The sequence below is a fragment of the Paenibacillus nuruki genome (assembly GCF_963311185.1).
Lineage (GTDB): Bacteria > Bacillota > Bacilli > Paenibacillales > Paenibacillaceae > Saccharibacillus > Saccharibacillus nuruki.
In genome coordinates this window covers 2143111-2166292 of the sequence record NZ_OY725677.1, presented here as the reverse complement: position 1 = coordinate 2166292, position 23182 = coordinate 2143111, and the positions used below count along the sequence as shown (strand labels likewise).

Genomic DNA, 23182 nt, shown 5'->3' with positions numbered 1-23182 from the left:
ATCGCTAGAAGAGGTATACTGACAGTGAAAGGGTATGTATTATGTTCCCTTTACTTTATCAATGAGGAGGTTATAATCATGGACGTACAGGATAAACTGACTCAGCCCACATCTGGTTCTGCAAAGGACAAAAAAAGAAATCGTCGTAAATGGATCAACAAGTTACGTAACGAACTTCGTCTTCCAGGTGCACCATCACCATCGCCTAGAAATGAATCACAACGCATGCCAACACCAACAATGTCTAACACTGCAAGCTGGGGTTGTGGATCACGTTTGACTTCATAAGACTGACTTATGAAGAACTATTGAATATTCCCTCAGGAGTAACATTATGACAAAAAAACCTAGATTAAGAGAAATCGAGATTTTGCGTGGTATGGCTTTTGCCGCTGTCGTGCTTCAGCATTCGATTGCTCATTTTTCTGTAGTCCCAGAATTGAAAATGGAGGATGGGGCTCGGCTTACTTTATTGCTATTAGCGGCCAAATTTGCAGTACCGGCCTTTATTTTCATCACAGGGCTGGTGCTTTTTTATAACTATGAAGGCAAAATCAATTATGTATCGTTTGTTCGCAAACGATTTAAAGACATTATTGTGCCTTATCTGTTATGGTCAGTTATTTATTCGTTTATGTTAGGTATTTACAATAATCCACCGTGGGAATGGATCACGACCATGATTCGCTTCTGGCTCACAGGTAAATCCAGTTATCACTTATGGTATATTGTGATGATTATTCCAATGTATCTGTTGTTTCCGCCGCTACGTATAGGTGTAAGAAAAACGATAGCATGGATTAATGGACAACGTTATCGTGCATGGATATTGATGATCGGGTTAGTTGTAGGATATGAACTTATTTTATTTGCAAGACCTTATATTACCGATACAGCCACCATGTTAAATATTCCGATTCTTAGTGCATATTTTACAACCTATGCTGATCGTAATGTGATCTATTATTTGTTTTATTTTCTATTAGGTGCTTTAGCTGGACTACATATCAATGTGTTCCTGGATATCCTAAAACGGGTGAAATTTCCTGTGATAGTGATATGCGGGTTGTTTGCGGTGTATTATACAGGGCTGGTCTTAGGGCATTTTCCTCCAGAAGCTCCATTTGGTAGACGGTTTATCGCATTAACTTTATTACAACCTGCCATGGGACTGTTCCTGATTTCATTTTTATTGCTGATCTATATTATAGCTTTGAGTATCCTATCTAGTGGTGGTACGTATCATCGACAATTATGGATTACACTAAGTCGATATTCATATGGTGGTTATTTGGCACATGCTTTGATGTTAAGAATAAGTTATATCATAGAAGAGTCATTATTAGCAGGAATGAATATTACAGTAAGAATGATCATCGTATGGATAATTACGCTCGTATTATCGGTATTCGTTACTTATGTGATCTCACATATTCCTTACGGACACTGGCTAACAGGCATGTCATTACGTAAAAAGAATCCAGTTAAACTATAGTGTATCCAAAGAAGCAGACATCCGTTTATAAAAGGTGTCTGCTTTTTTAAGTTCTTATTTGTTATCCTTAAAAGAATAGAATGTATAAGGCTAAAGAGTGTCAAAGTTGAAATCAAATGGTTAAGAAGTTTATAGTGTATTTACGGAATGAATATTCATTCCGCTGATATCACTCAAAGATTAGCTGATGAATGTAGAGCAAAATAGAGCTAGACCACACAGGATAGAAAGGAGTGAATACGATGGAAGCAACACTTCACAAGCAAGATTTAATCTTATCGGCTGCACTTCAATTATTTGCTGATCGTGGATTCGATGGTACGACAGTACCGGTTATTGCCGAAGCCGCCAAAGTAGGAGCAGGCACGATTTATCGTTATTTTGAAAATAAAGAAGCGCTGGTGAATGTATTATTTGAGCAAGGGACGTTATCACTCACAGAAGCGACAGTAGGCCAATTATATCAAAATGGTGAAGATGTACGCACACAGTTCAGGCGTTTATTTTATGGCATGGTACACTTCGCCAAACAAGATATCAATCATCTGCACTTTATTGTCACACATGCACAAGGATGGTATTTGACAGCTGCGAATAAACAATTATTTGAACAGTTACAACATGGACTTTATGCCTTTTGTGATTATGGCATTGAGCAACAGATGATTCGTCCATTGCCATCACCTGTATTAATAGCGATCGTATTTGGTGCTTTCAAAGAATTGTATAATGCAGTACGTCTGGGCGGTGTAATACTGTCCGCAGAATTGATAGAGCAAGTGGAGGAATGTTGCTGGAACGCGATAGAGCAGAAGAAATAAGGAGGAATCATAATGACCACCTATACAGATATTCCACAACCGAAAAAAGTAGGCTTACTCGGTAATTTACCCTTGATCGATGCTGAAGCTCCGTTGCAATCGATTGTAAAGTTATCTTATCAATATGGACCGATTTTTCGAATGGAGTTGCCCGGAAGAGAGCAAGTTTACCTTTCCGGACACAAATTAGTACAGGAAGCATGTGACGAATCTCGATTTGATAAAAATGTATGGGCACCTCTGCAAAATGTCCGTCCATTTACAGGCGATGGATTATTTACAAGTTGGACGCATGAACCCAATTGGAAAAAAGCGCACCATATTTTGTTGCCAAGCTTTAGCCAGCGAGCGATGCAAGGGTATCAGAATATGATGGTCGATATTGCTACTCAATTAGTTCAGAAATGGGCACGATTGAATCCAGACGAAAGTGTCAATGTGCCTGAAGATATGACCCGCCTGACATTGGATACGATTGGATTATGTGGTTTTAATTATCGCTTTAATAGCTTCTACCGTGATCAACCTCATCCATTTATCGTAAGCATGACTCGTGCATTAGATGAAGCGATGAGTCAATTGCAACGACTAGGTATTCAAGATAAATTAATGATTACGAAAAAACGGCAGTACAAGCATGATATTGAGCATATGTTCTCTACTGTTGATAAAATTATTGCTGAACGCCGCGAGGGATTGACCGAAGGCAAGGACGATCTGTTATCTCATATGCTTAACGGCAAAGACCCTGAGACGGGCGAGACATTAGATGATGAAAATATTCGCTATCAGATGATTACCTTCCTTATTGCTGGACATGAGACAACCAGTGGATTGCTATCATTTGCGATATATTATTTGCTCAAAAATAAAGATAAACTGCAAAAAGCATATGAAGAAGTAGATCGTGTATTAGTGGATCCATTGCCATCGTATAAGCAAGTCAGACAGTTAGATTATATACGAATGATCTTAAATGAAGCATTGCGTCTGTGGCCAACAGCGCCTGCCTTTTCACTATATGCCAAAGAAGATACGGTTTTGGATGGTCAATATCATTTAAATAAAGGTGATGCGGTCAGTGTATTGATTCCCAAGTTGCATCGGGATACTGAAGCATGGGGTGAAGATGTAGAAGAATTCCGTCCTGAACGATTTGAAGATGACAGTAAAGTTCCTCATCATGCGTACAAACCGTTTGGTAATGGGCAACGTGCCTGTATCGGTCAACAGTTTGCTTTGCATGAAGCGACATTAGTATTAGGAATGGTGTTAAAACATTTTGAGATTATTGATCATACCGATTATCAGCTCAAAATCAAAGAAACGCTAACCCTCAAACCGGACAATTTTACAATGAAAGTGAAAGTACGTAAAAATCCAACAGCTGTCGCTGTTATGGAAGAAAGTCAGCAAGAGCAAGAAAAAGCACAAAAAATCGAAGCTGATCCCAAATTAGCGGGTCATAATACCCCATTATTGGTATTGTACGGTTCTAATCTAGGCACAGCTGAAGGTATTGCACGTGAACTAGCAGAAACCGGTCATTATCTTGGTTTCCATAGTGAAGTCGGAACACTGGATCAATATGCAGCCAAACTACCAACCGAAGGCGCTGTACTAATCGTTACGGCTTCTTATAATGGCAATCCGCCAGATAATGCGAAGTACTTTGTGGACTGGTTGCAAGGAGCTGAAGCAAGCGCATTACAAGGTGTGAAATATGCTGTATTCGGTTGCGGAGATCATAACTGGGCAAGCACCTATCAGAAAATACCTCATTGGGTAGATCAACGATTGACTGAACTGGGAGCACAGCGTCTTTATGAGCAAGGTGAAGGCGATGCAAGTGATGATTTTGAAAAGCAATTAGATGATTGGAAAGAGCAATTATGGCCGCAATTGATGGGGGCATTCGATCTTAATTATGCGGGTGGTGACAAGAAAGAACACAGCAATCTATCGGTTAGTTTTGTTAGTGGGATGGTAGGTACACCACTCGCTGAGACCTATGATGCGTTCCATTCTGAGATTCTAGACAATCGTGAATTGCAACATCATGATAGCGGTCGTAGCACACGACATATTGAAGTGTCTTTGCCTGCCGAAGCATCCTATCGTGAAGGTGATCATTTAGGCATATTGCCACAGAATCCAGCCAGTCTGATTAAGCGAGTGACCGATCGTTTTCATTTGAAATTATCAGATCATCTATTGCTTAAAGGTAGTGGACGTAGTGCGGCTCATTTACCATTAGAACGTCCAGTAAGCTTGCCTGACTTATTAGGACACAGCGTCGAATTACAAGATGCTGCTACACGTGCACAGATTCGAGAAGTGGCTGCATATACTGTATGTCCACCACATCGTAAAGAACTAGAAGCATTATTAGATGAAGAAAAATACAAAACAGAAGTACTCGCTAAACGAATCACCATGCTGGATCTAATCGAACAATATGAAGCTTGCGAAATTCCATTTGATCGTTTCTTGGAATTATTACCACCACTCAAACCGCGTTACTATTCAATCTCAAGTTCGCCTAAAGTTCATTCCGATCGAATCAGTATTACGGTAAGTGTTGTACGTGGAGCTGCGCGCAGTGGCAAAGGAGAATATCGTGGTATTGCTTCTAATTATCTTGCGGAACAAGCCATCGGTTCATCTATCGTTATGTTTATTCGTAGACCGCAATCAGGCTTCCAATTACCTGACGATCCAGCAACACCAATGATTATGGTAGGACCGGGTACAGGTGTAGCTCCTTTCCGCGGTTTTTTACAAGCCAGAGAAGTATTACAACAAGAAGGCAAAGCACTGGGACAAGCTCATCTATACTTTGGTTGCCGTCATCCAGAACACGACTTTTTGTATCGTGAAGAATTAGAACAATATGCACATAAAGGAATTGTGACATTGCATACTGCTTTTTCTCGTGAAAAAGAAGAAGTCAAAGTATATGTTCAACATCAAATGAAGAAAGATACTCCTATGCTAATCGAACTGATAGATCAAGGTGCTCATTTCTATATCTGTGGAGATGGAACGAAGATGGCTCCAGATGTAGAGCAAACTTTGCGAGAAGCGTATCAAGAAGTGCATGGAGCAAGTGAAGAACAATCCGTACAATGGCTAGACGACCTACTCAGTAAAGGTCAATATGCTAAAGATGTATGGACAGGGATCTAAAAAGTAGAACCAAGAATCTCAAAATAATCGTTAAACTACCTTCAAACAGAACACCTTCAAGATTTTATTCAGTTCTTTTATAATTGAGCTGGATTAAATATTTGAAGGTGTTTTTCTTTATTCATTATTAAATTTAATGACATGAAAAATTCGAAACAGTGAATAGAAGGATATAACCATCACAAAATGGCTAGAACCGACGAGGGATAGCCGGAAATGAGCAACTCATTTAAACAGAACGTATATGAGTACAGAAATATATAATAATTATTTCAACATATGAAAAATTCAAAATAGAAAACCGAAAATCACGTATCAATGACTATATTCCAAAAATATGATCTCTACTTATGTCATTAAAGACTGCTTAACTTTTCAAACCAGTGAAAATTTCATATAATAGAACATGGACAGATGTTCTGATGGGATAACCCTTTGGATAACGGGTCACACACCAGTATGCAGAAGGGGGACGAGAAAATGGCGTTTATGATTGCACAACGAGCCTTTATCAAATTGTATCTAATTTCTATGGTTGAAGAACATCACGGATATGGATATGAGATGCTTGAAGAGATGAAAGCACGATTTGAGTCGTTTGGTTATTCTCCTCCACAGAGCGAAATTTATCGAGCTTTGCACGAATTGGTGCATGATGGTGTACTTTACCGGACGAAGCAATTAAAAGGTAATGATCCCAAAGTCGATTTTCAGGAGATTGTTATTTATCATTTTACAGATGATGGGCATGAGAAAGCGAATCTGTATAAGAAACAAGTGAAGGTCGATCTGGACCGATGTATCGGAATGCTCACCAAAGCCGCCACAGACAATTACAAATAACTACAAATGGGTATATAGTGTAGAAATGAGTTAAACTCCTTGCCGGAAAGTTAAAATCATTTAATTTAAAACGAAGGGAAGGAATACAATCATGACTGAACGTAAATTAAAGTGGGGCATTATGAGCACCGCAGGGATTGCTGTAAGCGCCGTCATCCCTTCTATTCATGAATCGTTACGTAATGAAACATTGGCGATTGCGAGTCGTTCGTTAGAACTGGCGCAAGTAGTAGCCGAACAGTGCAATATTCCAAGAGCCTATGGTAGCTATGAAGAGTTATTAGCTGATCCTGATATTGATGCTGTGTATATTCCATTGCCGAATCATTTGCACAAAGAATGGACGATCAAATCAGCAGAAGCTGGCAAACATGTATTATGTGAAAAGCCTGCGGCACTGGATGCGCAAGAAGCGGCTGAAATGGTGGACGTATGTCGTAGATCAGGGGTGTTATTTGCCGAAGGATTTATGTATCGTTACCATCCGAAGCATGCACGTGTCAGAGATATTATTGAATCCGGCGAGATTGGTACCATTCGTTCGATGCATGGACGATTTACATCTAACAATGCAGAAGATATTGATAACGTAAGATATCGCCGTGAAATGGGTGGCGGCTCATTATATGATTTGGGTGTCTATCCTGTATCTGCTGCACGTATGTATTTCGGGTCTGAACCTGTAGCTGTAACCGTACAAGGATTCTTTTCTTCTAAACATGATCATGTCGATATGATGGCATCCGGTCTGATTGAATTTCCAGGTTCGGCTTCATTAACCTTTGAATGTGGAATGTGGGCATATCCGAGCTGTGCTCTAGAAATTGTAGGTACCAAAGGGCGTATTAAATTACCATATGCTTTTGGACGCAATGACAGTGAAGATGAACCTCAAGTCGTCATCTATACCGATGAAGGCAAGCGCGGAGAAAATGTACAAGTGGCTAATCACTTTGCTCTTCAAGTCGATGCTTTTGCCGCAGCTGTAATTGATGGAACTCCATTACCTTATAGCCCGGAAGATGCAATCCGCAATACCAAAGTCATCGCCGCATGTCTAGAATCCGCCAAACGCGGAGAAAAAATCCGCCTTGTCTAGCATTTGGCAATAAAAATGCGACATCTTCTAGTAAAACCAAAAATGATTTTTGCAAAGCAAAATATCTTACGTAAGCGTTTGGCAGTAAAAACGCGACATCTTCTAGTAAAACCAAAAATGATTTTTGCGAAGTGAATATCTGATATTCTATCCTACTATAAGAAAAGGGGAATTTGTTCATGTCTAATCTTACTAGCGCTTCCGAACAATCTTATCAAGGAGAACCTGCTATTGTACTTACTTATGCAGGGCAAGAAGCGATTGTATTGCCAGCAATAGGAGCGAATCTGATTGCTTATCGTGATAATGAAAAAGGATATCGCTTTTTACGTGAACCGAAAGAAAATGAAATGGATGCTTTTCGAGCCAATCCAGGTGTCAATGGGATTCCCGTTCTTTTCCCACCGAACCGTTATGAAGATGGAACGTTTACATGGAATGGTAAAACGTACACATTCCCGATTAATGAAGTTGAAACGCATAATCATTTGCATGGATTTTTGCATACCATTCCTTGGAATGTGGATGTATATGAAGCTAATGCACAATCAAGTTCAGTCTTACTTAGTGTAAGTGTCGATGAGCATCATGAAGTATATAAATATTTCCCGCATTTGTTTACAGTGAAATTAAAATATACATTGTCGGCAGAAGGGTTGTTGCAACAAATTCAAATTCGTAATGATGGTGCAGAAGATATGCCAGTTATGCTTGCTTTCCATACTGCATTAAATGCTCCGTTTGCACCGGATAGTAAGTCAGAAGATATGTCTTTCAAAGCAACGATCGGTGAGCGTTATCAAATGACAGAGCGTATGTTACCGACAGGTGAATTCCAACCGTTATCAGCGTGGGAAGAACAATTCCAAAATGATGGAGCGAATCCTTCAGGCGAAGAAGCAGATAACCATTATACAGCTGTACCACAACGTGGACGTAACTTTACAGAAATCACAGATACTCGTCTAGGTGTAAAATTAGTCTATGATGTTGGAACGGCTTATAAGCATTGGATGATCTGGAACAATATCGCATGCGGCGAATTTATTTGCCCTGAGCCACAGACCAATCTAGTCAATGCACCTAATGTGGATCTTCCAGATGATGAAAAAGGACTATTCCGTCTGGAGCAAGGCGAAATTTGGGAAGAAAGTTCCCGTTTGTACACCATCGAGAGTTAAGATAATACTACAATTCTTTGTCGCTTAAAGAATAAAAAAATGCTCAACAATAAAGAAATATCCAAAAACGCTATCGTTAACAAGATAGCGTTTTTTTGCTGTTTATATGAATTTACATAGAGTTGATATTCAAAGGGTTTAGAATTCACAAATGATCGGTATAGTGAATATGGTTGTTGATACATATATTTTATAATTTATAAAAAAAGGGGATTTACAAACAAATGAAACAAACAATGAAAAAAATGATCGCAATTGCAGCTCTGGCTGGAATTACTTTGACAAGTGGAGTGGCGCAGACTGCACTTGCACAAGACGATGTGAACACAGAAGTGAATCAACCGGCTAAAGTGAAAAATGTTATTTTTCTAATTGGCGATGGCATGGGGCCTTCTTATATGACCGCTTATCGCTATTTCAAAGATAACCCTGCAACCAAAGCAGTAGAAAAAACAGCATTCGATGCGTATCTTGTAGGTGCACAGACAACATACCCTGATGATGATTCTGAAAATATTACAGATTCAGCTTCAGCGGCAACAGCGATGTCTGGTGGTGTCAAAACATACAATGCAGCAATAGCGGTTGATAATGACAAATCCAACGTCAAAACAGTGCTAGAACAAGCGAAAGAAAACGGCAAATCAACAGGTCTTGTCGCAACTTCTGAGATTACTCACGCGACACCAGCGGCTTTTGGTGCTCATGATCCGAGTCGTAAAAATATGGCAGGGATTGCAGACGATTATTTTGATGAGATGATCAACGGTAAGCATAAAGTAGATGTATTGCTTGGCGGAGGTAAAGACTATTTCGTACGTAAAGATCGCAATTTGACAGAAGAATTTAAAAAAGCAGGTTATTCTTATGTGACAGATCGCAATGGTCTATTGAACAATAATAGTAATCAATTGTTAGGGTTGTTCGCTCCAGGTGGATTGGATAAAGCCATTGACCGTACAAGTAAAACTCCTTCTTTGCAAGAAATGACGAGTGCAGCAATCAAACGTCTAGATCAAAATGACAAAGGATTCTTCTTAATGGTAGAAGGAAGTCAGATTGATTGGGCAGGTCATGATAATGATGTTGTCGGAGCAATGAGCGAAATGGGCGATTTTGAAAAAGCGTATCAAGCGGCTATCGACTTTGCGAAAAAAGATGGCGAAACTTTAGTGGTAGCGACAGCAGATCACTCTACAGGTGGAATGACTCTGGGTGCTGGTGGCGAATATAATTTCAAAGTAGAATCGTTAAAAGCAGCTAAACGCACACCTGACTTTATGGCAAATGAAATTGCTAAAGGTGCAAATGTGAAAAGTACACTGAGAAAATATATCTCTATCCCTTTAACAGCAACTGAAATTCAATCGGTACAAAAAGCAGCTGTGAAAAAAGATGTAACTACGATTGATAATGCGATTGAGAAGATTTTTGATACACGTTCCTTTACAGGTTGGACAACAGGCGGACACACAGGTGAAGATGTGCCTGTGTATGCTTTTGGCCCACAAAAAGAACAATTTGCAGGTCTGATCGATAATACAGACAATGCTCGAATTATCTTCTCTTTGTTAAAACAATAATTCATTTAATACATTGAAATACAAGAACAAGCTTTACAACTGCCTGATGCGAACAAAGCATCATTCTAAGGTAGAAGTGAAGCTTGTTTTTTTACGTTTTGCTAATATAAATATAGTCATATTCACTAAAAAACCTAAATCGTAATTATTTTGTTTAAATAGGTTGACAAGAGGAATAGCATAGGAGTAAAGTTATTCAGGTGGTATTCGTAAAAATTACGATAAGAACGGAAAGAATGGAAGGAGCGCTATATCTTGTTATTAGCTTCGATGCAAGACGTTATTTTTGGATATGATCGTGAACCGGTAGTGAATCGGTTGTCGATGGAAATATATAGTAATGAATTTTTGGCTTTAAGTGGCCCCAATGGTGCTGCCAAAACCACTTCACTCAAGTTATTGCTTGGTATATTGAAACCTTGGAGTGGACAAGTACAGATTAAGCGTAATGAAAAAGGGTCCAAACCCGTGATCGGTTATGTCCCACAACAAGTATCCTCATTTAATAGCGGTTTCCCGAGTACGGTCTATGAATTAGTTCGTTCCGGTTGTCATATGAATCTTGGATTATTTAGACGTTTTGGTGCTCAGCAAGCGCAGTTAGTTCAGTCATCTCTTGAAGCTGTAGGCATGTGGGAACTTCGTGATCGTAAGATCGGGGAATTATCTGGTGGTCAGAAGCAACGTGTCTGTATCGCACGTGCGCTTGCCCAAGAACCTGATGTGCTTATTCTAGATGAGCCTACAACAGGAATGGACTTGGAAAGCCGTAAAGGATTTTATGAATTAATGCGTCATCATGTACAAAAGCATGGACGTACAGTAGTTATGGTTACACACGGACTTGAAGAAGCAGAACCGTATTTGGATCGTATTATTCGTTTGGAGAGAGAGGAGGGTGGAGGATGGGCATGTTTGACTACGAGTTCATGCAGCGCGCGTTTTGGGCCGGAGGAATGATTGCTGTCATCGCTCCACTGCTTGGCGTATATCTGGTTTTGCGTAGACAGGTATTAATGGCTGATACGCTTTCTCACGTATCTCTAGCAGGTGTAGCGATCGGTGCTGTACTTGGTTTTAATCCGTCTATTGGCGGATTTATTGTTGCCTTATTAGGAGCATTGATTATCGAACGACTCAGACGGAACTTCCGTGGTTATGGTGAAGTATCGGTCGCTGTTATTATGACCGGTGGTCTGGCGCTTGCGCTGGTATTGATGAGTATGAGTTCATCACTAACCCGTAGCTTTAGCTCTTATTTATTTGGTTCTATTGTTGCGGTCAGTAGCACCCAGTTATGGATTATCGGAACCGTATTTGCACTGGTTATTATTTACTGGGTCACGATGAGAAGACCACTGTACAATCTGACTTTTGATGAAGAAACCGCTCAGATCGGTGGAACGCATGTACGCTGGTTATCGCAGACGTTTGCAGTATTAACAGGAATGACAGTAGCTGCGGCAATGCCAATTGTAGGAGTGTTATTAGTCTCTGCATTGATGGCTTTACCTGCGGCATTAGCTCTTCGCTTTGCCAAAGGATTTACTTCAGCGCTAGTGATTGCTGTAGCTATTGGTCTGATCGGTATGTTCGGAGGATTAACTACTTCGTATTATGTGAACACGCCTCCAGGAGCAACAGTGGCTCTATTATTGCTAACATTCTTATTAGTAGGCATGGGTATCCAACGTATCTATTATCGTCTGAATCGTAACAAAAACGATGGATATGCGCCAGATATTGATAGTCGTCGATTCTGGCAACGTCAAAATCGTAGTGAACAAAACAGCAAAGTCAAAACACAAGTTTTGAATAAAAGATAAAGCTTAATCAACATCTATGATCAATATAAAAACAACAGTGGACTAGGAGAGGTGAGAGATTACACATGAATATGAAAAAGAAGAGTTGGGTAACACTGCCTTTGATCGCTTTGTTAAGTATGAGTACATTACTTGCTGCTTGCGGTAATAATTCGAATTCAGCATCACCTACGACAGACGGTAATACTGCTTCAACAACGACTGGTAAGAAACTGCATATCGTGACTAGCTTTTATCCCATGCAAGAATTTACGTCTAAAGTTGCCGGCGATCTTGCAGATGTACAAGTGTTAGTACCAGCAGGTACAGAACCTCATGATTGGGAACCGACAGCTCAAGATATTGCTAAAATGACAGATGCAGATATGCTTGTCTACAACGGTGGCGGTGTCGAATCTTGGATTGATCAAGTAAAAGATACATTAGGCGATAGTGGCCCTAAATTAGTCGAAGCCAGTCAAGGTATTCAAATGATGGAGAGCACAGAAGAAGAACATGAAGGCGAAGAAGCAGGTCATGCAGAAGAAGCTGATCATGCGACAGAAGAAGGTCATGATCATGGATCTCTTGATCCTCACGTGTGGCTATCTCCACTTCAAGCACAGACTGAAGTTCGCAATATTGAGACAGCTCTAACAACACTTGATCCAGATCACACAGCTGATTACAAAAAAAATGCAGATGCTTATATTGCAGAACTTCAGAAGTTAGATGCTGAATACAAAGCAAGTCTTTCTAAAGTGAAACGTAAAGACTTTATTACACAACATGCGGCATTTGCTTATCTTGCTCATGATTATGGCTTAACTCAAGTACCGATTGCAGGTCTTTCTCCTGAACAAGAACCATCCGCAGAAGCGATGGCGAAAATCGTAGATTTTGCGAAACAAAACGATGTTAAAACGATTTTCTTCGAAACGCTAGTTTCTTCAAATGTTGCTAAAACGATCGCTGATGAAATAGGTGCCAAAACCGATGTACTGAATCCTTTAGAAGGATTAACCAGTGCAGAAACATCTGCTGGTGAAAATTATGTATCTGTTATGCGTACCAATCTAGCAGCGCTTGAAAAAGCTTTAAACGAATAAAAAGTACTGCTATAGCTCAATATGGACAGCTTTAATATGGAATTAAGCATAAAGACAGTTTCTACGATATTCCTGTAGAAGCTGTCTTTTTTTGCTATGTTAACAGATATGAGCATCTGCTAGTAGATGGCTAATCACATCCACTTTAAATCTTTTTATGAACAATTTTACATAATTTATAGGTGAGAAGATTGACTTCAAACGTAACGGGGTATAAAATAGTAAGTATAAGAACTAGAGAGTTTCGTGAGTACTATAAAGTTTTTGAACGTTTCAATAGGGGTTAAATGTGTGAAAGTATAGTGCAGAAGAGGTTATTGATTATGGTAGAAGAACGGAAGCGCGTGATCCTTATCGCTGGAGGTCAGTTGTTTGCAGAAAAAGGTTATTTCTCAACAACGGTGCAGGATATTGCAGAGCAGTGCAATATGTCCAAAGCTTCGATTTACAAGTTATTTGAATCCAAAGAAGATATTTTGTTACACATTGTGAAGCAAATGCATGAAGAAATTTTGCTAGCGGCTAATCGATTACATTTTGAAGATCATGTATCACCTAAAGAACAATTTACCCAGAAGTTAGTGGTACAGTTTCAAGAGTTTGTTTTAAAGCATGAATTTTTCTTGGTGTTAAATCAGACAATGCCTCTTGAATTGAGTGCGCAAATTCGGGCAGCTATGTTGCAATTCAAGCGTACGATGTTGAACTGGCAGAAGGAAGCGATTCTTCAGGCATTTGGAGATAAGGTGGAACCGATTGTATGGGACTTATCCTTGTGCATGCAAGGAATCGTCAAAGAATTTATGTTTTTATTACGATGGAACAAAAATACGAATTTTGAGCTGTCTGCTTTATCTGAATTTGTTGTAGAAAGTCTAGAAGCCATGATTCAAAAGCATCTGAATCGAACACCACTGATTACCGAACAAATGGCACAGCAGTTTGATTTGTCTGACCCAGATGTACGACATAAGTATTTTGGCGAAAGTGAATGGCGCAAAATCATACGTGAACTCAGTACAGCGATTCATCAACGTTCACCTGAATCGATTCGCCCGGATCTGATAGCCGCTACCGAACGATTAAACACGGAACGTAAAAAAGTCATACCGCAAACCTTTATGATTGAAGCATTAATCGCATATTTACAGAAAAGGGAAGAGCTTCAGCAGGAAGTCGCTCAACTACAACATGTATATCGTGCAACATGGGAGGAAAAGAAACATGAATAATATTTCAACACCGAATAAGCCGAAATTAAATATTACGCTTATTGTCGCTATTATGCTGGCAGGTGCATTTGTAGCGATATTGAACCAGACCCTACTTGTAACAGCATTACCGCATATTATGAGTGATCTTAATATTGATGCAACAGCTGCTCAATGGTTAACAACGATTTTCATGCTCGTCAACGGGATTATGATTCCAGTGACAGCGTACTTAATCGATAAATTTTCAACACGGGCGTTATTTATTACGTCTGTTGGTTTATTTGCGTTAGGAACACTGATTGCAGCCGTTTCGCCTAACTTTGGTACATTGTTAGTCGGTCGTGTTGTACAGGCAGCAGGAGCAGGTATTATTATGCCACTGATGCAGACTGTATTTTTAGTAATTTTCCCAAAAGAAAAACGGGGAGCAGCCATGGGGATGATCGGTTTGGTTATTTCATTTGCCCCAGCGATTGGACCTACACTGTCCGGTTGGATTGTCGATTCCTACTCATGGCGTACACTGTTCTACATTATTTTACCGATTGCAGTGATCGACCTTGTGATAGCTATCTTTGCCCTCAAAAATGTAAGTGAATTGAGAAATCCGAAATTGGATATGACTTCAGTAACATTATCGACATTAGGATTCGGTGGTCTATTGTACGGATTCAGTAGCGCTTCTAAAGGCTGGAATGATCCTACAGTGATTATTAGTATTCTAGTCGGTGTAGTCAGTCTGTATCTATTTGTCACTCGTCAGTTCAAATTAAAAGAACCATTATTGGAATTCCGTGTATTTAAAGATCGCGTGTTTACAGTTTCAATGATTATTACAGTGATTGTATTTACAGCGATGATTGGTGCATCCACATTGATGCCTTTATATATTCAAAATGCTCGTCATATGTCAGCTCTACATTCAGGATTGATTGTTTTACCTGGAGCGATTCTGATGGGGATTATGTCGCCGATCACAGGTCGTATTTTTGATAAATACGGTGCTAAAGTCATCAGTACGATAGGATTGATCCTGATGGCAGGCGGAACGATTCCATTTGCTTTTTTAACATCAACTACATCGATTACGTATATCACGATTATGTTTACACTACGGATGTTCGGTATGTCGATGGTATTGATGCCAGTAACGACAGCAGGTCTGAATCAATTGCCTACCCATTTGTTATCTCACGCATCTGCGATGAACAATACGTTACGTCAAGTTGGTGGATCGATCGGAACAGCGGTGTTAATTACTATTTTGACCAATGCTAGTTCTTCATCTGCTCTATTAGGAAATAGCACTGAAAATGCGTTGATTCATGGTACGAATATGGCGTTCTTAGTAGCTTCAGGATTATCTGTATTAGCATTAATTTTAATTTTCTTCTTAAAAGAACCCCCACGTAAAAATACAGAGAAGCAAGAAGAGAAAGCCAAAGCTTCTCCAGTAAATAGCAAACGCAAAACGATTTCTCAATCTTAAACAGTGCTTCAACATTAACTAACAATACCTATTGTGCAGAAAGGAATATACTGTAGTAATAGGTATTGTTAGTATACTTAATTATTTTTAGTATATTACTTGCATAAAATTGAATTGGTTACTATAATATATATAGTCACATTAAATAATAACAGGTACGATATAGAGAATAGGAGAGATAGCCTTGAATACAAAATATAAATCTTTATTTGAACCGTTCCAACTGAATGATGGTATTGAATTAAAAAACCGTATTGTTCTTGCTCCTATGACACATTTTTCTTCTAATACAGATGCTACTGTTTCTGATGCAGAGCTTGAATATTATGCACGTCGCACAGGTGGCGTAGGTATGGCTGTAACAGCTGTTGCTTATGTAACTAAAGGCGGTATCGGTTTCCAAAATCAATTTAGTGCTACAGGTGCTGAATTTACAGAAGGTCTACGCAAATTAGCAACAACATTGAAATCTAATGGTGCTAAAGCTGTTTTGCAAATTTTTCATGCAGGTCGTCTAAGTCCGGCTGAATTGGTTAACGGTGATGTAGCCGCTCCAAGTGCAATCGCAACAGATCGCACGAATGATGGTAGCGAAGCTCCAGCTCCTCGTGAATTGACAGCACAAGAAATCGACGATATTATTGTTGATTTTGGTAAAGCAACAGCGAATGCAATTAAAGCTGGATTCGATGGCGTAGAGATTCATGGCGCAAACGGATACTTAGTTCAACAATTCTTTTCTCCACATGCGAACCGTCGTGAAGACAAATGGGGCGGAAGCTTAGAAAAACGTCTAACGTTCCCATTAGCAGTAGTGGACGAAGTACAACGCGCAGTAAAAGAACATGCTAAAGGACCTTTCATCGTAGGATACCGTTTCTCTCCAGAAGAACCAGAAACTCCTGGGATCACAATGGCAGATACATTGGTATTGATCGATGCATTAGCTGAGAAAAACTTGAGCTACTTGCACGTATCTCTAATGGAATATGCTTCGACTCCACGTCGTGGTGTAGATGACAAACGCTCTCGTCTTGAAATTATTCAAGAACGTGTAGGCGCTAAAGTTCCAGTAATCGGTGTAGGTGCTGTTAACACACCTGATGATGCATTAAATGTTATCAATACAGGTGCACCACTAGTAGCACTTGGTCGTGAATTGATCGTAGATCCGGATTGGGTTGAAAAAGTAGAATCCGGTCGTGAGTCTGAAATCGATTATTCATTGACTAAACAAGACCAAGATCGTTTGGTTGTTCCAGATCCATTGTGGAATTCTATTATGACAATGACAGGCTGGTTCCCGGTTAAAGATGCAGAAGAATCTAGCACATTAACGAAGTAAGCTATAAATATACAGACTGTTCTTTTTCTGCTACGGTAGAAGAAGAACAGTTTTTTTGTACGTTGGATTGATAACGATATGGATAAAATAGAAGGAGCATGACGATGATCTATGATTACCATGTACATACAAATCATTCTTTTGATTCACAGGCGGTTATGAATGAAGTATGTGCAGAAGCGGTACGACTTGGCATCCAAGAGATTTGTTTTACAGAACATTATGCAGTTAATCCAGTACTGCCTACGTACGGGCATTTGAATTTTGAACATTATATACATGAGATTGAAAACGCTCGTGAGCGATATGCAGGGCAGTTGAAGATTAAAATAGGAATTGAATTGTGTGAACCTCATCATATGCAGACACAGTATCAAGCAGCATTAGCTAATCAACCACTCGATTTTATTCTAGGATCTGTACATAATATGGATGAGCGTAAATTAAGGCTTTTTTTAGCGCAAGAAGGTATTAATCATTATGATCTATATTTTAAAGAAGTATTAAAAATGGTAGAGTGTGCAGATATTGATGTGATTGCTCACTTGGATTTATTAAAAAGATATGCAGTAGGAACGGTAGGCAATTACAAGTTAGAAGATCATCAAGAAATTATTGAAGCGATACTGCAAACAGCGATTGCACGCAATATTGGTATCGAGATCAATACATCAGGTTGGCGAAGTGGTGTCGATCAATCGTTTCCCTCTTCAGAAGTATTGCAGTTATATCGACAGTTAGGTGGAGAGTTACTCACACTTGGTTCCGATTCTCACTTTGTAGAACATACAGGAGCAGGTATAGCAGATGCGATAGCGTTGGCGAAACAATGTGGATTTCAGTCGATCTATACGTATCACCAAAGACAACCTCAAGCTATAGCCTTAGATTAAACGTTTTGTCAGGATGCAGGCTACAATAAATAGATAGGGACTAGGTATGAATAGACTACTGATATCATGCTTTAGATCAGGGTAATACGATTAATTCAAATAGATATAAAAAAAGAAGCTCAACATCGACAAGAGTAATACTCTCGATGTTGAGCTTTTCATATCATGCAATACAATATTCTTTAATGATACACTATATCATCCGTTCTAAATAGGATACCTGAAGCACGATTGTATTACTGACTATACGTATTGCCTTGCTCATCTACATAAACAGATTTTACAAGAGTACGGCGGTACGGGTAACCTGCTTCTGTATATCCATCAATATCGGTTGTAACGACATAAATAGAAGGAGTATTCGCTACAGGCGTAGTTACCGATTCTTGAGTAGTCATTGAACGGTTAGCACGCTCGGTAGGTGGTGCAAGCTTAGTACCATCTGGATGATAATAGTTCACCGTGTAATTCAGGTGAGTACGTTGTTCGTCCAGACCTTCGGTATTGACGTTCATACGTAATTGATTATTGCTAAGGTGAGTTTTGAGTTCTGCTTGCTCTGCACCCGGTGTATACACAGCAGTCATAAGATAAGCACCTTTACTTGCACTGGTCGCTTGTAGTTTCCATTCTCCTGCTTCAGGTTGCTGTAGTGTAGCGATCTGATGATAAGCTCCTGGGAAAAATTCATCATCCGGATTCGATTGTACGTTAATATTTTGCTTTTTCCCACTTGGTGAAATGAATTGTAAATCAGTTAGTGGTTGATCACTGAGCCAATCGAGCGAGATCGTTTTAACATTGTTTTCTACAGTTAATGTCTCATGCGCTACACCTTGATGTTCTCCGCCCCGAATATAATATTGTCCATGACCGTCTTCAGAGGTCACGTTATATGGATCGACAGGAGGAGTCGATTGTGAACGGCTTGGCATAGTTGGATTGGTGACCGATGGCTGTGTCTGATAGGTGTTTTCTGTAACAGAAGCAGGTGTTTTGAGACTGGCTACAGCGGCTGGAAGAGTACCGATATATGATTTGAATAGATCAAATGTGGATGAACCTGTACGTACTGTTTTATGATTCCAAGCCCCGGACTGAATCAAAGTTGCGCCGGGCAATAGAGCGCTATCTGTAGTCACTACCCCATCGTTACTACCGAACAGTGATAAGTATGAACCGCCAAAAGTATATGAAGCCTTACCAGAACCCGACCATTTGTTACCACTCATTGTGTAAAAAGGAACTTTGTTTACATCAGGGTCTTTTGCCATTTCAGATCGAAAATAATCCATATAGGAGGTCTGAAGTGAACTGGTACCCGGACTTTGTGATCCAACAAGATCGGCAAGCCATCCAGCCCAACTGCTATAAGCAAGATCTGCTAATTGAGAACCGTGATGAGGTGTACTGAGTGTAATGACACGAGAAACGTAAGGATAGGCATTGTAACGTACCAATGCGGATTGAGTATCTACTCCGCCTTTGCTATGAGCGACAATGACTACTTTTTTGCCAAAGTATTTGCTGATTTCTTGAATTTTGGCGGCAAGCAATTCTCCATCTTTCCACATATCTTCCGGTGTACCTGTAATATCATACATATTGATAAAAGCCGTTTGATATCCATTTTTGTAAGCATACTCATACATATCATTATCTTCATACCAGACATTGGCTTTGCTGGTTAGACCATGAACAAACAAAATTGCAGGCTTGTTCGGAGAAACGTTGGCAGGCGTCTGTCCTGTTGCCCAAGCTCCGGGAGAAGGAGCAACAACAGGAGTGGTAGGAGCCATCCATGCTTGTTGTGGTAAAGCCGTTAATCCTAGAATAACTGTAAAAGATACCCCCAAAATCGTATGCTTGATATTCATTATATTCCTCCTGTAATGTGGTCTGGATAATGATATTATCCTTAAGCAAATTTTAATTTCTAAATATTAGAAACGATACTCATTTATGTATAAAATATTTTTACAAATCGATTCTATATATTGGAAAATTAATACATAATTGATCGACGGTTAATACAATAATGCTTATTAAAATAAAAATTTTAAGTTTTTTGCGTCTGAAATGAAAAGATGAGAGGTATATTTCTGAGAATCTGGTTATAATAGAATTCGTAAACAATCCAAATTCACTTCGGACGATAGCTAAAGGGTCATCCATTGTTAGTGATCGATCTCAATAGAATGATCAACATCAATAGGATCGCTGTTATAATCGTCCCGACCGTTCATCTCTAATGAACGAAGATTAGGTTTGGAAAAGTATGTAACAAAAAGTACAAGCGCAGAGAAAGAAGGGGCAAAGTGCATGAATAAGTTAGAAATGTTGCAAAATCCAAAACAGCGTAAATTGCTGGTCAGTGCTGGATTTAGCTGGATGTTTGATGCGATGGAAGTAGGTATGATTTCATTTATCGCTGCTGCACTGGCAAAAGATTGGAATCTAGCACCGCAACAAATCGGTTATCTGACCAGTATTAACTCGGTTGGTATGGCTGTAGGTGCTGCCACAGCAGGATATCTAGCCGATCGTTATGGACGTAAGTCGATTTTGTTGTGGACCTTGTTGATCTTCTCTATTGCGAGTGGGTTATCTGCTCTAGCCACAGGATTCGGCATACTGTTAGTGTTACGGTTTATCGCAGGCTTTGGATTAGGTGGAGAACTCCCAGTAGCTTCTACATTGGTGTCTGAATCGGTATCTGTACAAGACCGTGGACGAGCTGTTGTATTACTGGAAAGCTTCTGGGCACTCGGTTGGATTATTTCAGCGGTCGTTGCTTACTTTGTTATCGCACAATATGGCTGGCAATGGGGCTTTATTATAGGGGCTGTACCTGCGCTGTATGCGTTATATTTACGCCGGGCGATTGAAGATTCACCGAAGTTTGTTAAAGGTGGAGCAGGCAAACGTGCTTCTTTTGTAAAAGGATTCGCAGATATCTGGAGTAGTGAACATCGCCGTACTACGATTATGGCGTGGATTTTATGGTTTACAGTTGTGTTTTCTTATTATGGTATGTTTTTGTGGTTACCATCCGTGATGGGATTGAAAGGTTTTACATTGATCAAAAGTTTTGAGTACGTGCTTATTATGACATTGGCACAATTGCCAGGTTATTTTACAGCAGCTTATTTTATTGAGAAATTTGGACGTAAATTTGTATTGATTGTGTACTTAATTCTGACTGCTGTCAGTGCTATCTGGTTCGGATTTGCGACAACAACAGCTTCGCTTTTGATGGCTGGTATTTGTTTATCCTTCTTTAATCTGGGTGCTTGGGGTGGATTATATGCGTATACCCCTGAATTGTATCCGACCAAAGTACGCTCAACAGGCGTAGGGATGGCTGCTGCATTTGGACGTGTCGGCGGGGTTATCGCTCCATTTCTAGTCGGGATGTTAGTCGGTAAAGGGGTGGCTATTAGTACGATCTTTACGATCTTTTTTGTTACGATTCTGATCGGTGTAGCGGCAGTTGCTTTTCTAGGTAAAGAGACCAAAGGATTAGAATTAGATTAATCGGTTAGGGGAATCATAATGAAATATTCGTTTATGACTGATATGGAACTTCTGCTAGCTTATGAAGGCATTCGTAACACCAAATCTCGTTATTGTCGGCTGATTGATATGAAAAAGTGGGATGAATTAGGGAGTGTATTTGCTTCGGATGCAGTAGCTGATTTTAGTACAGAAGGCAATCCGATTCCTGTGTTAGAAGGTCGAGATACGATTGTCAAAGTGTTCAAAGACCTTGTACATCCTGCGGAAACGGTACATCAGGTACATAGTGCTGAAATTGAAATGATTTCGGCAACCAAAGCGAAAGTCTTCTCGCCTATGGAGGATTATGTAACTTTTCCAGAAGGAAGCGAAAATATTTCTTTTCACGGGTATGGTTATTACGAAGAGACATTCGTAGCGATCGAAGGTCAATGGTATATTCAGCATACAAGGTTGGATCGCTTGAAATTTGATGTCATCTAGTCGGTTGAGCAAGCTTACAGGGATGGTATTGTTCTTGTAGCTTGTAATTAGGAACATAAAAAGCCTCTATAAGCTGGAACTATAGAGGCTTTTTATGTTGAATTTTTTACGAAATGAGTTGTTGATCTGGTGCGAACAGTCTGTCTATTTACCCTAATCATTGCTAATATGTTCGGTATATTAGAATTAGTGGTCTATATCCTCTAAGATAGATAAGATGAATAAAGCAAACTTATGTTTCTAATCATCGTCACTGAACAGTTCATCCAGCATCCTTTTCGGATTTTCCAGAAATCGTCTAGTGATCTGGTAATGGTCGGTATCTTGATAGTGAATAGGCTCTAGCCGATCTTGATCGAAGCTGATAATCTCAGCATCAGGGTAGCCGAGCAGAATCGGCGAATGGGTCGCAATAATAAACTGCGAGCGTGGCGAAAGGTCTTTAATAATCCTCATTAAAGACAGTTGTCTGGCAGGAGAGAGAGCGGCTTCAGGCTCATCTAAGAGATAGATAGATTTTTCGCGCGCATGGGTAAATTTTTGCGTGAACAAGGTTAAAAATGATTCTCCATGCGATTGATGATGAAGAGACTTACCACCATAATTTTTAATACTGTCTACATCATCAATATGAGAAGCAAACTGGTAAAAAGATTCGGCTCTCAGGAAAAAGCCATTTGTTAATTTGGGGAGCCATGACAAACGCAAATAGTCCCCCAAAGCAGATTCGGCTTGATCGACTTCATAACTGTTATTACGCGAACCTCCTGCTGTATGAAATCCACATTGATACGCTATTCCTTCCAAAAGCGTTGATTTCCCTGACCCATTTTCACCGACAAAAAAAGTAACTGGATGATCGAAATGAAGCTGATCCAGACGCTGAATAAGAGGAAGCGAAAAGGGATAGGTATTGAAATCTACGATTTTGTCTTTTAGCAATGTAACTCGTTTAAGAGACATGATGAAGTACTCCTTTTGATTAGACATATATGAGTGATACATATCGAATCGTTGAAATGAATAAAAGTGCAGTAACCTATGAGTACAAATAAGTAATCATCAGGCACTACACTTATAAGACGTACACAAAGGTATTTTTGATACAAAATGT

At 39.6% G+C, this 23182-nt stretch carries 19 protein-coding genes; 17 read left to right on the top strand and 2 right to left on the bottom strand.

The features are described from left to right. The first annotated feature begins 78 nt into the window (after nt 1–78). From RCP16_RS09350 to RCP16_RS09280, 15 genes are all read left to right on the top strand, one after another. Nucleotides 79–288, top strand: a complete 210-nt coding sequence (locus RCP16_RS09350; protein WP_069325890.1) for a hypothetical protein — start codon at nt 79–81, stop codon at nt 286–288. Nucleotides 289–334: 46 nt separating this feature from the next. Then, a complete protein-coding gene (locus RCP16_RS09345; RefSeq protein WP_308642278.1) occupies nt 335–1495 on the top strand; it encodes an acyltransferase in 1161 nt (386 codons plus the stop codon). A 242-nt stretch (nt 1496–1737) separates the two neighbouring features. Beyond that, nucleotides 1738–2316, top strand: a complete 579-nt coding sequence (locus tag RCP16_RS09340; RefSeq protein ID WP_308642277.1) for a TetR/AcrR family transcriptional regulator — start codon at nt 1738–1740, stop codon at nt 2314–2316. A gap of 12 nt (nt 2317–2328) precedes the next feature. Beyond that, complete coding sequence (locus RCP16_RS09335; RefSeq protein ID WP_308642276.1) at nt 2329–5505, top strand: bifunctional cytochrome P450/NADPH--P450 reductase; 3177 nt, start codon at nt 2329–2331, stop codon at nt 5503–5505. Nucleotides 5506–5985: 480 nt separating this feature from the next. After that, on the top strand, nt 5986–6348 hold the full coding sequence (locus tag RCP16_RS09330) for a replication termination protein (RefSeq protein WP_069325894.1): 363 nt from the start codon (nt 5986–5988) through the stop codon (nt 6346–6348). 91 nt (nt 6349–6439) lie between these two features. Next, on the top strand, nt 6440–7447 hold the full coding sequence (locus RCP16_RS09325) for a Gfo/Idh/MocA family protein (protein WP_069325895.1): 1008 nt from the start codon (nt 6440–6442) through the stop codon (nt 7445–7447). 179 nt (nt 7448–7626) lie between these two features. Then, nucleotides 7627–8628: an aldose 1-epimerase gene (locus RCP16_RS09320; RefSeq protein ID WP_137222834.1), complete on the top strand. Its 1002-nt coding sequence runs from the start codon at nt 7627–7629 to the stop codon at nt 8626–8628. A gap of 224 nt (nt 8629–8852) precedes the next feature. After that, complete coding sequence (locus RCP16_RS09315) at nt 8853–10211, top strand: alkaline phosphatase (RefSeq protein ID WP_273593777.1); 1359 nt, start codon at nt 8853–8855, stop codon at nt 10209–10211. Nucleotides 10212–10466: 255 nt separating this feature from the next. Continuing rightward, the gene (locus tag RCP16_RS09310) at nt 10467–11171 is read left to right on the top strand and encodes a metal ABC transporter ATP-binding protein (protein WP_069325898.1); all 705 of its coding nucleotides are present in this window, start codon (nt 10467–10469) and stop codon (nt 11169–11171) included. Continuing rightward, nucleotides 11117–12037 carry a metal ABC transporter permease gene (locus RCP16_RS09305; protein ID WP_069325899.1) on the top strand — a complete coding sequence of 307 codons (921 nt, stop codon included), beginning with the start codon at nt 11117–11119 and terminating at the stop codon, nt 12035–12037. The genes RCP16_RS09310 and RCP16_RS09305 overlap by 55 nt, the downstream gene beginning before the upstream one ends. A gap of 65 nt (nt 12038–12102) precedes the next feature. Further along, a complete protein-coding gene (locus RCP16_RS09300; RefSeq protein WP_069325900.1) occupies nt 12103–13125 on the top strand; it encodes a metal ABC transporter substrate-binding protein in 1023 nt (340 codons plus the stop codon). Between the two features lie 323 nt (nt 13126–13448). Continuing rightward, nucleotides 13449–14357, top strand: a complete 909-nt coding sequence (locus tag RCP16_RS09295; RefSeq protein ID WP_273593778.1) for a TetR/AcrR family transcriptional regulator — start codon at nt 13449–13451, stop codon at nt 14355–14357. Beyond that, entirely contained in the window at nt 14350–15828 is a 1479-nt protein-coding gene (locus RCP16_RS09290) for an MDR family MFS transporter (protein WP_308642275.1), read from the top strand. Before RCP16_RS09295 ends, RCP16_RS09290 begins: the two co-directional genes overlap by 8 nt. A gap of 184 nt (nt 15829–16012) precedes the next feature. Next, a complete protein-coding gene (locus tag RCP16_RS09285) occupies nt 16013–17173 on the top strand; it encodes an NADH-dependent flavin oxidoreductase (RefSeq protein WP_308642274.1) in 1161 nt (386 codons plus the stop codon). A gap of 104 nt (nt 17174–17277) precedes the next feature. Beyond that, entirely contained in the window at nt 17278–18066 is a 789-nt protein-coding gene (locus RCP16_RS09280; RefSeq protein WP_308642273.1) for a histidinol-phosphatase HisJ family protein, read from the top strand. A 236-nt stretch (nt 18067–18302) separates the two neighbouring features. On the opposite strand, the gene RCP16_RS09275 is transcribed toward RCP16_RS09280, so the two are convergent. Beyond that, a complete protein-coding gene (locus tag RCP16_RS09275; RefSeq protein WP_308642272.1) occupies nt 18303–19943 on the bottom strand; it encodes an esterase/lipase family protein in 1641 nt (546 codons plus the stop codon). Nucleotides 19944–20388: 445 nt separating this feature from the next. Between RCP16_RS09275 and RCP16_RS09270 the strand changes: the two genes are divergently transcribed. Together RCP16_RS09270 and RCP16_RS09265 are read left to right on the top strand one after the other, a co-directional pair. Beyond that, nucleotides 20389–21603 (top strand): MFS transporter, encoded by a 1215-nt coding sequence (locus RCP16_RS09270; protein ID WP_308642271.1) that lies wholly within the window; start codon nt 20389–20391, stop codon nt 21601–21603. An 18-nt stretch (nt 21604–21621) separates the two neighbouring features. Then, a complete protein-coding gene (locus RCP16_RS09265) occupies nt 21622–22068 on the top strand; it encodes a nuclear transport factor 2 family protein (protein ID WP_308642270.1) in 447 nt (148 codons plus the stop codon). A 240-nt stretch (nt 22069–22308) separates the two neighbouring features. Here RCP16_RS09265 and RCP16_RS09260 read toward each other — a convergent pair whose 3' ends face one another. Further along, a complete protein-coding gene (locus RCP16_RS09260) occupies nt 22309–23031 on the bottom strand; it encodes an AAA family ATPase (RefSeq protein WP_069325908.1) in 723 nt (240 codons plus the stop codon). Nucleotides 23032–23182 lie beyond the last annotated feature (151 nt).

What these genes read in the sequence shown, in the direction of transcription:
- RCP16_RS09350 (WP_069325890.1), top strand. Translation starts at nt 79, where the DNA reads ATGGACGTACAGGATAAACTGACTCAGCCCACATCTGGTTCTGCAAAG.
- RCP16_RS09345 (WP_308642278.1), top strand. Translation starts at nt 335, where the DNA reads ATGACAAAAAAACCTAGATTAAGAGAAATCGAGATTTTGCGTGGTATG.
- RCP16_RS09340 (WP_308642277.1), top strand. Translation starts at nt 1,738, where the DNA reads ATGGAAGCAACACTTCACAAGCAAGATTTAATCTTATCGGCTGCACTT.
- RCP16_RS09335 (WP_308642276.1), top strand. Translation starts at nt 2,329, where the DNA reads ATGACCACCTATACAGATATTCCACAACCGAAAAAAGTAGGCTTACTC.
- RCP16_RS09330 (WP_069325894.1), top strand. Translation starts at nt 5,986, where the DNA reads ATGGCGTTTATGATTGCACAACGAGCCTTTATCAAATTGTATCTAATT.
- RCP16_RS09325 (WP_069325895.1), top strand. Translation starts at nt 6,440, where the DNA reads ATGACTGAACGTAAATTAAAGTGGGGCATTATGAGCACCGCAGGGATT.
- RCP16_RS09320 (WP_137222834.1), top strand. Translation starts at nt 7,627, where the DNA reads ATGTCTAATCTTACTAGCGCTTCCGAACAATCTTATCAAGGAGAACCT.
- RCP16_RS09315 (WP_273593777.1), top strand. Translation starts at nt 8,853, where the DNA reads ATGAAACAAACAATGAAAAAAATGATCGCAATTGCAGCTCTGGCTGGA.
- RCP16_RS09305 (WP_069325899.1), top strand. Translation starts at nt 11,117, where the DNA reads ATGGGCATGTTTGACTACGAGTTCATGCAGCGCGCGTTTTGGGCCGGA.
- RCP16_RS09300 (WP_069325900.1), top strand. Translation starts at nt 12,103, where the DNA reads ATGAATATGAAAAAGAAGAGTTGGGTAACACTGCCTTTGATCGCTTTG.
- RCP16_RS09295 (WP_273593778.1), top strand. Translation starts at nt 13,449, where the DNA reads ATGGTAGAAGAACGGAAGCGCGTGATCCTTATCGCTGGAGGTCAGTTG.
- RCP16_RS09290 (WP_308642275.1), top strand. Translation starts at nt 14,350, where the DNA reads ATGAATAATATTTCAACACCGAATAAGCCGAAATTAAATATTACGCTT.
- RCP16_RS09280 (WP_308642273.1), top strand. Translation starts at nt 17,278, where the DNA reads ATGATCTATGATTACCATGTACATACAAATCATTCTTTTGATTCACAG.
- RCP16_RS09275 (WP_308642272.1), bottom strand. Translation starts at nt 19,943, where the DNA reads ATGAATATCAAGCATACGATTTTGGGGGTATCTTTTACAGTTATTCTA.
- RCP16_RS09270 (WP_308642271.1), top strand. Translation starts at nt 20,389, where the DNA reads ATGAATAAGTTAGAAATGTTGCAAAATCCAAAACAGCGTAAATTGCTG.
- RCP16_RS09265 (WP_308642270.1), top strand. Translation starts at nt 21,622, where the DNA reads ATGAAATATTCGTTTATGACTGATATGGAACTTCTGCTAGCTTATGAA.
- RCP16_RS09260 (WP_069325908.1), bottom strand. Translation starts at nt 23,031, where the DNA reads ATGTCTCTTAAACGAGTTACATTGCTAAAAGACAAAATCGTAGATTTC.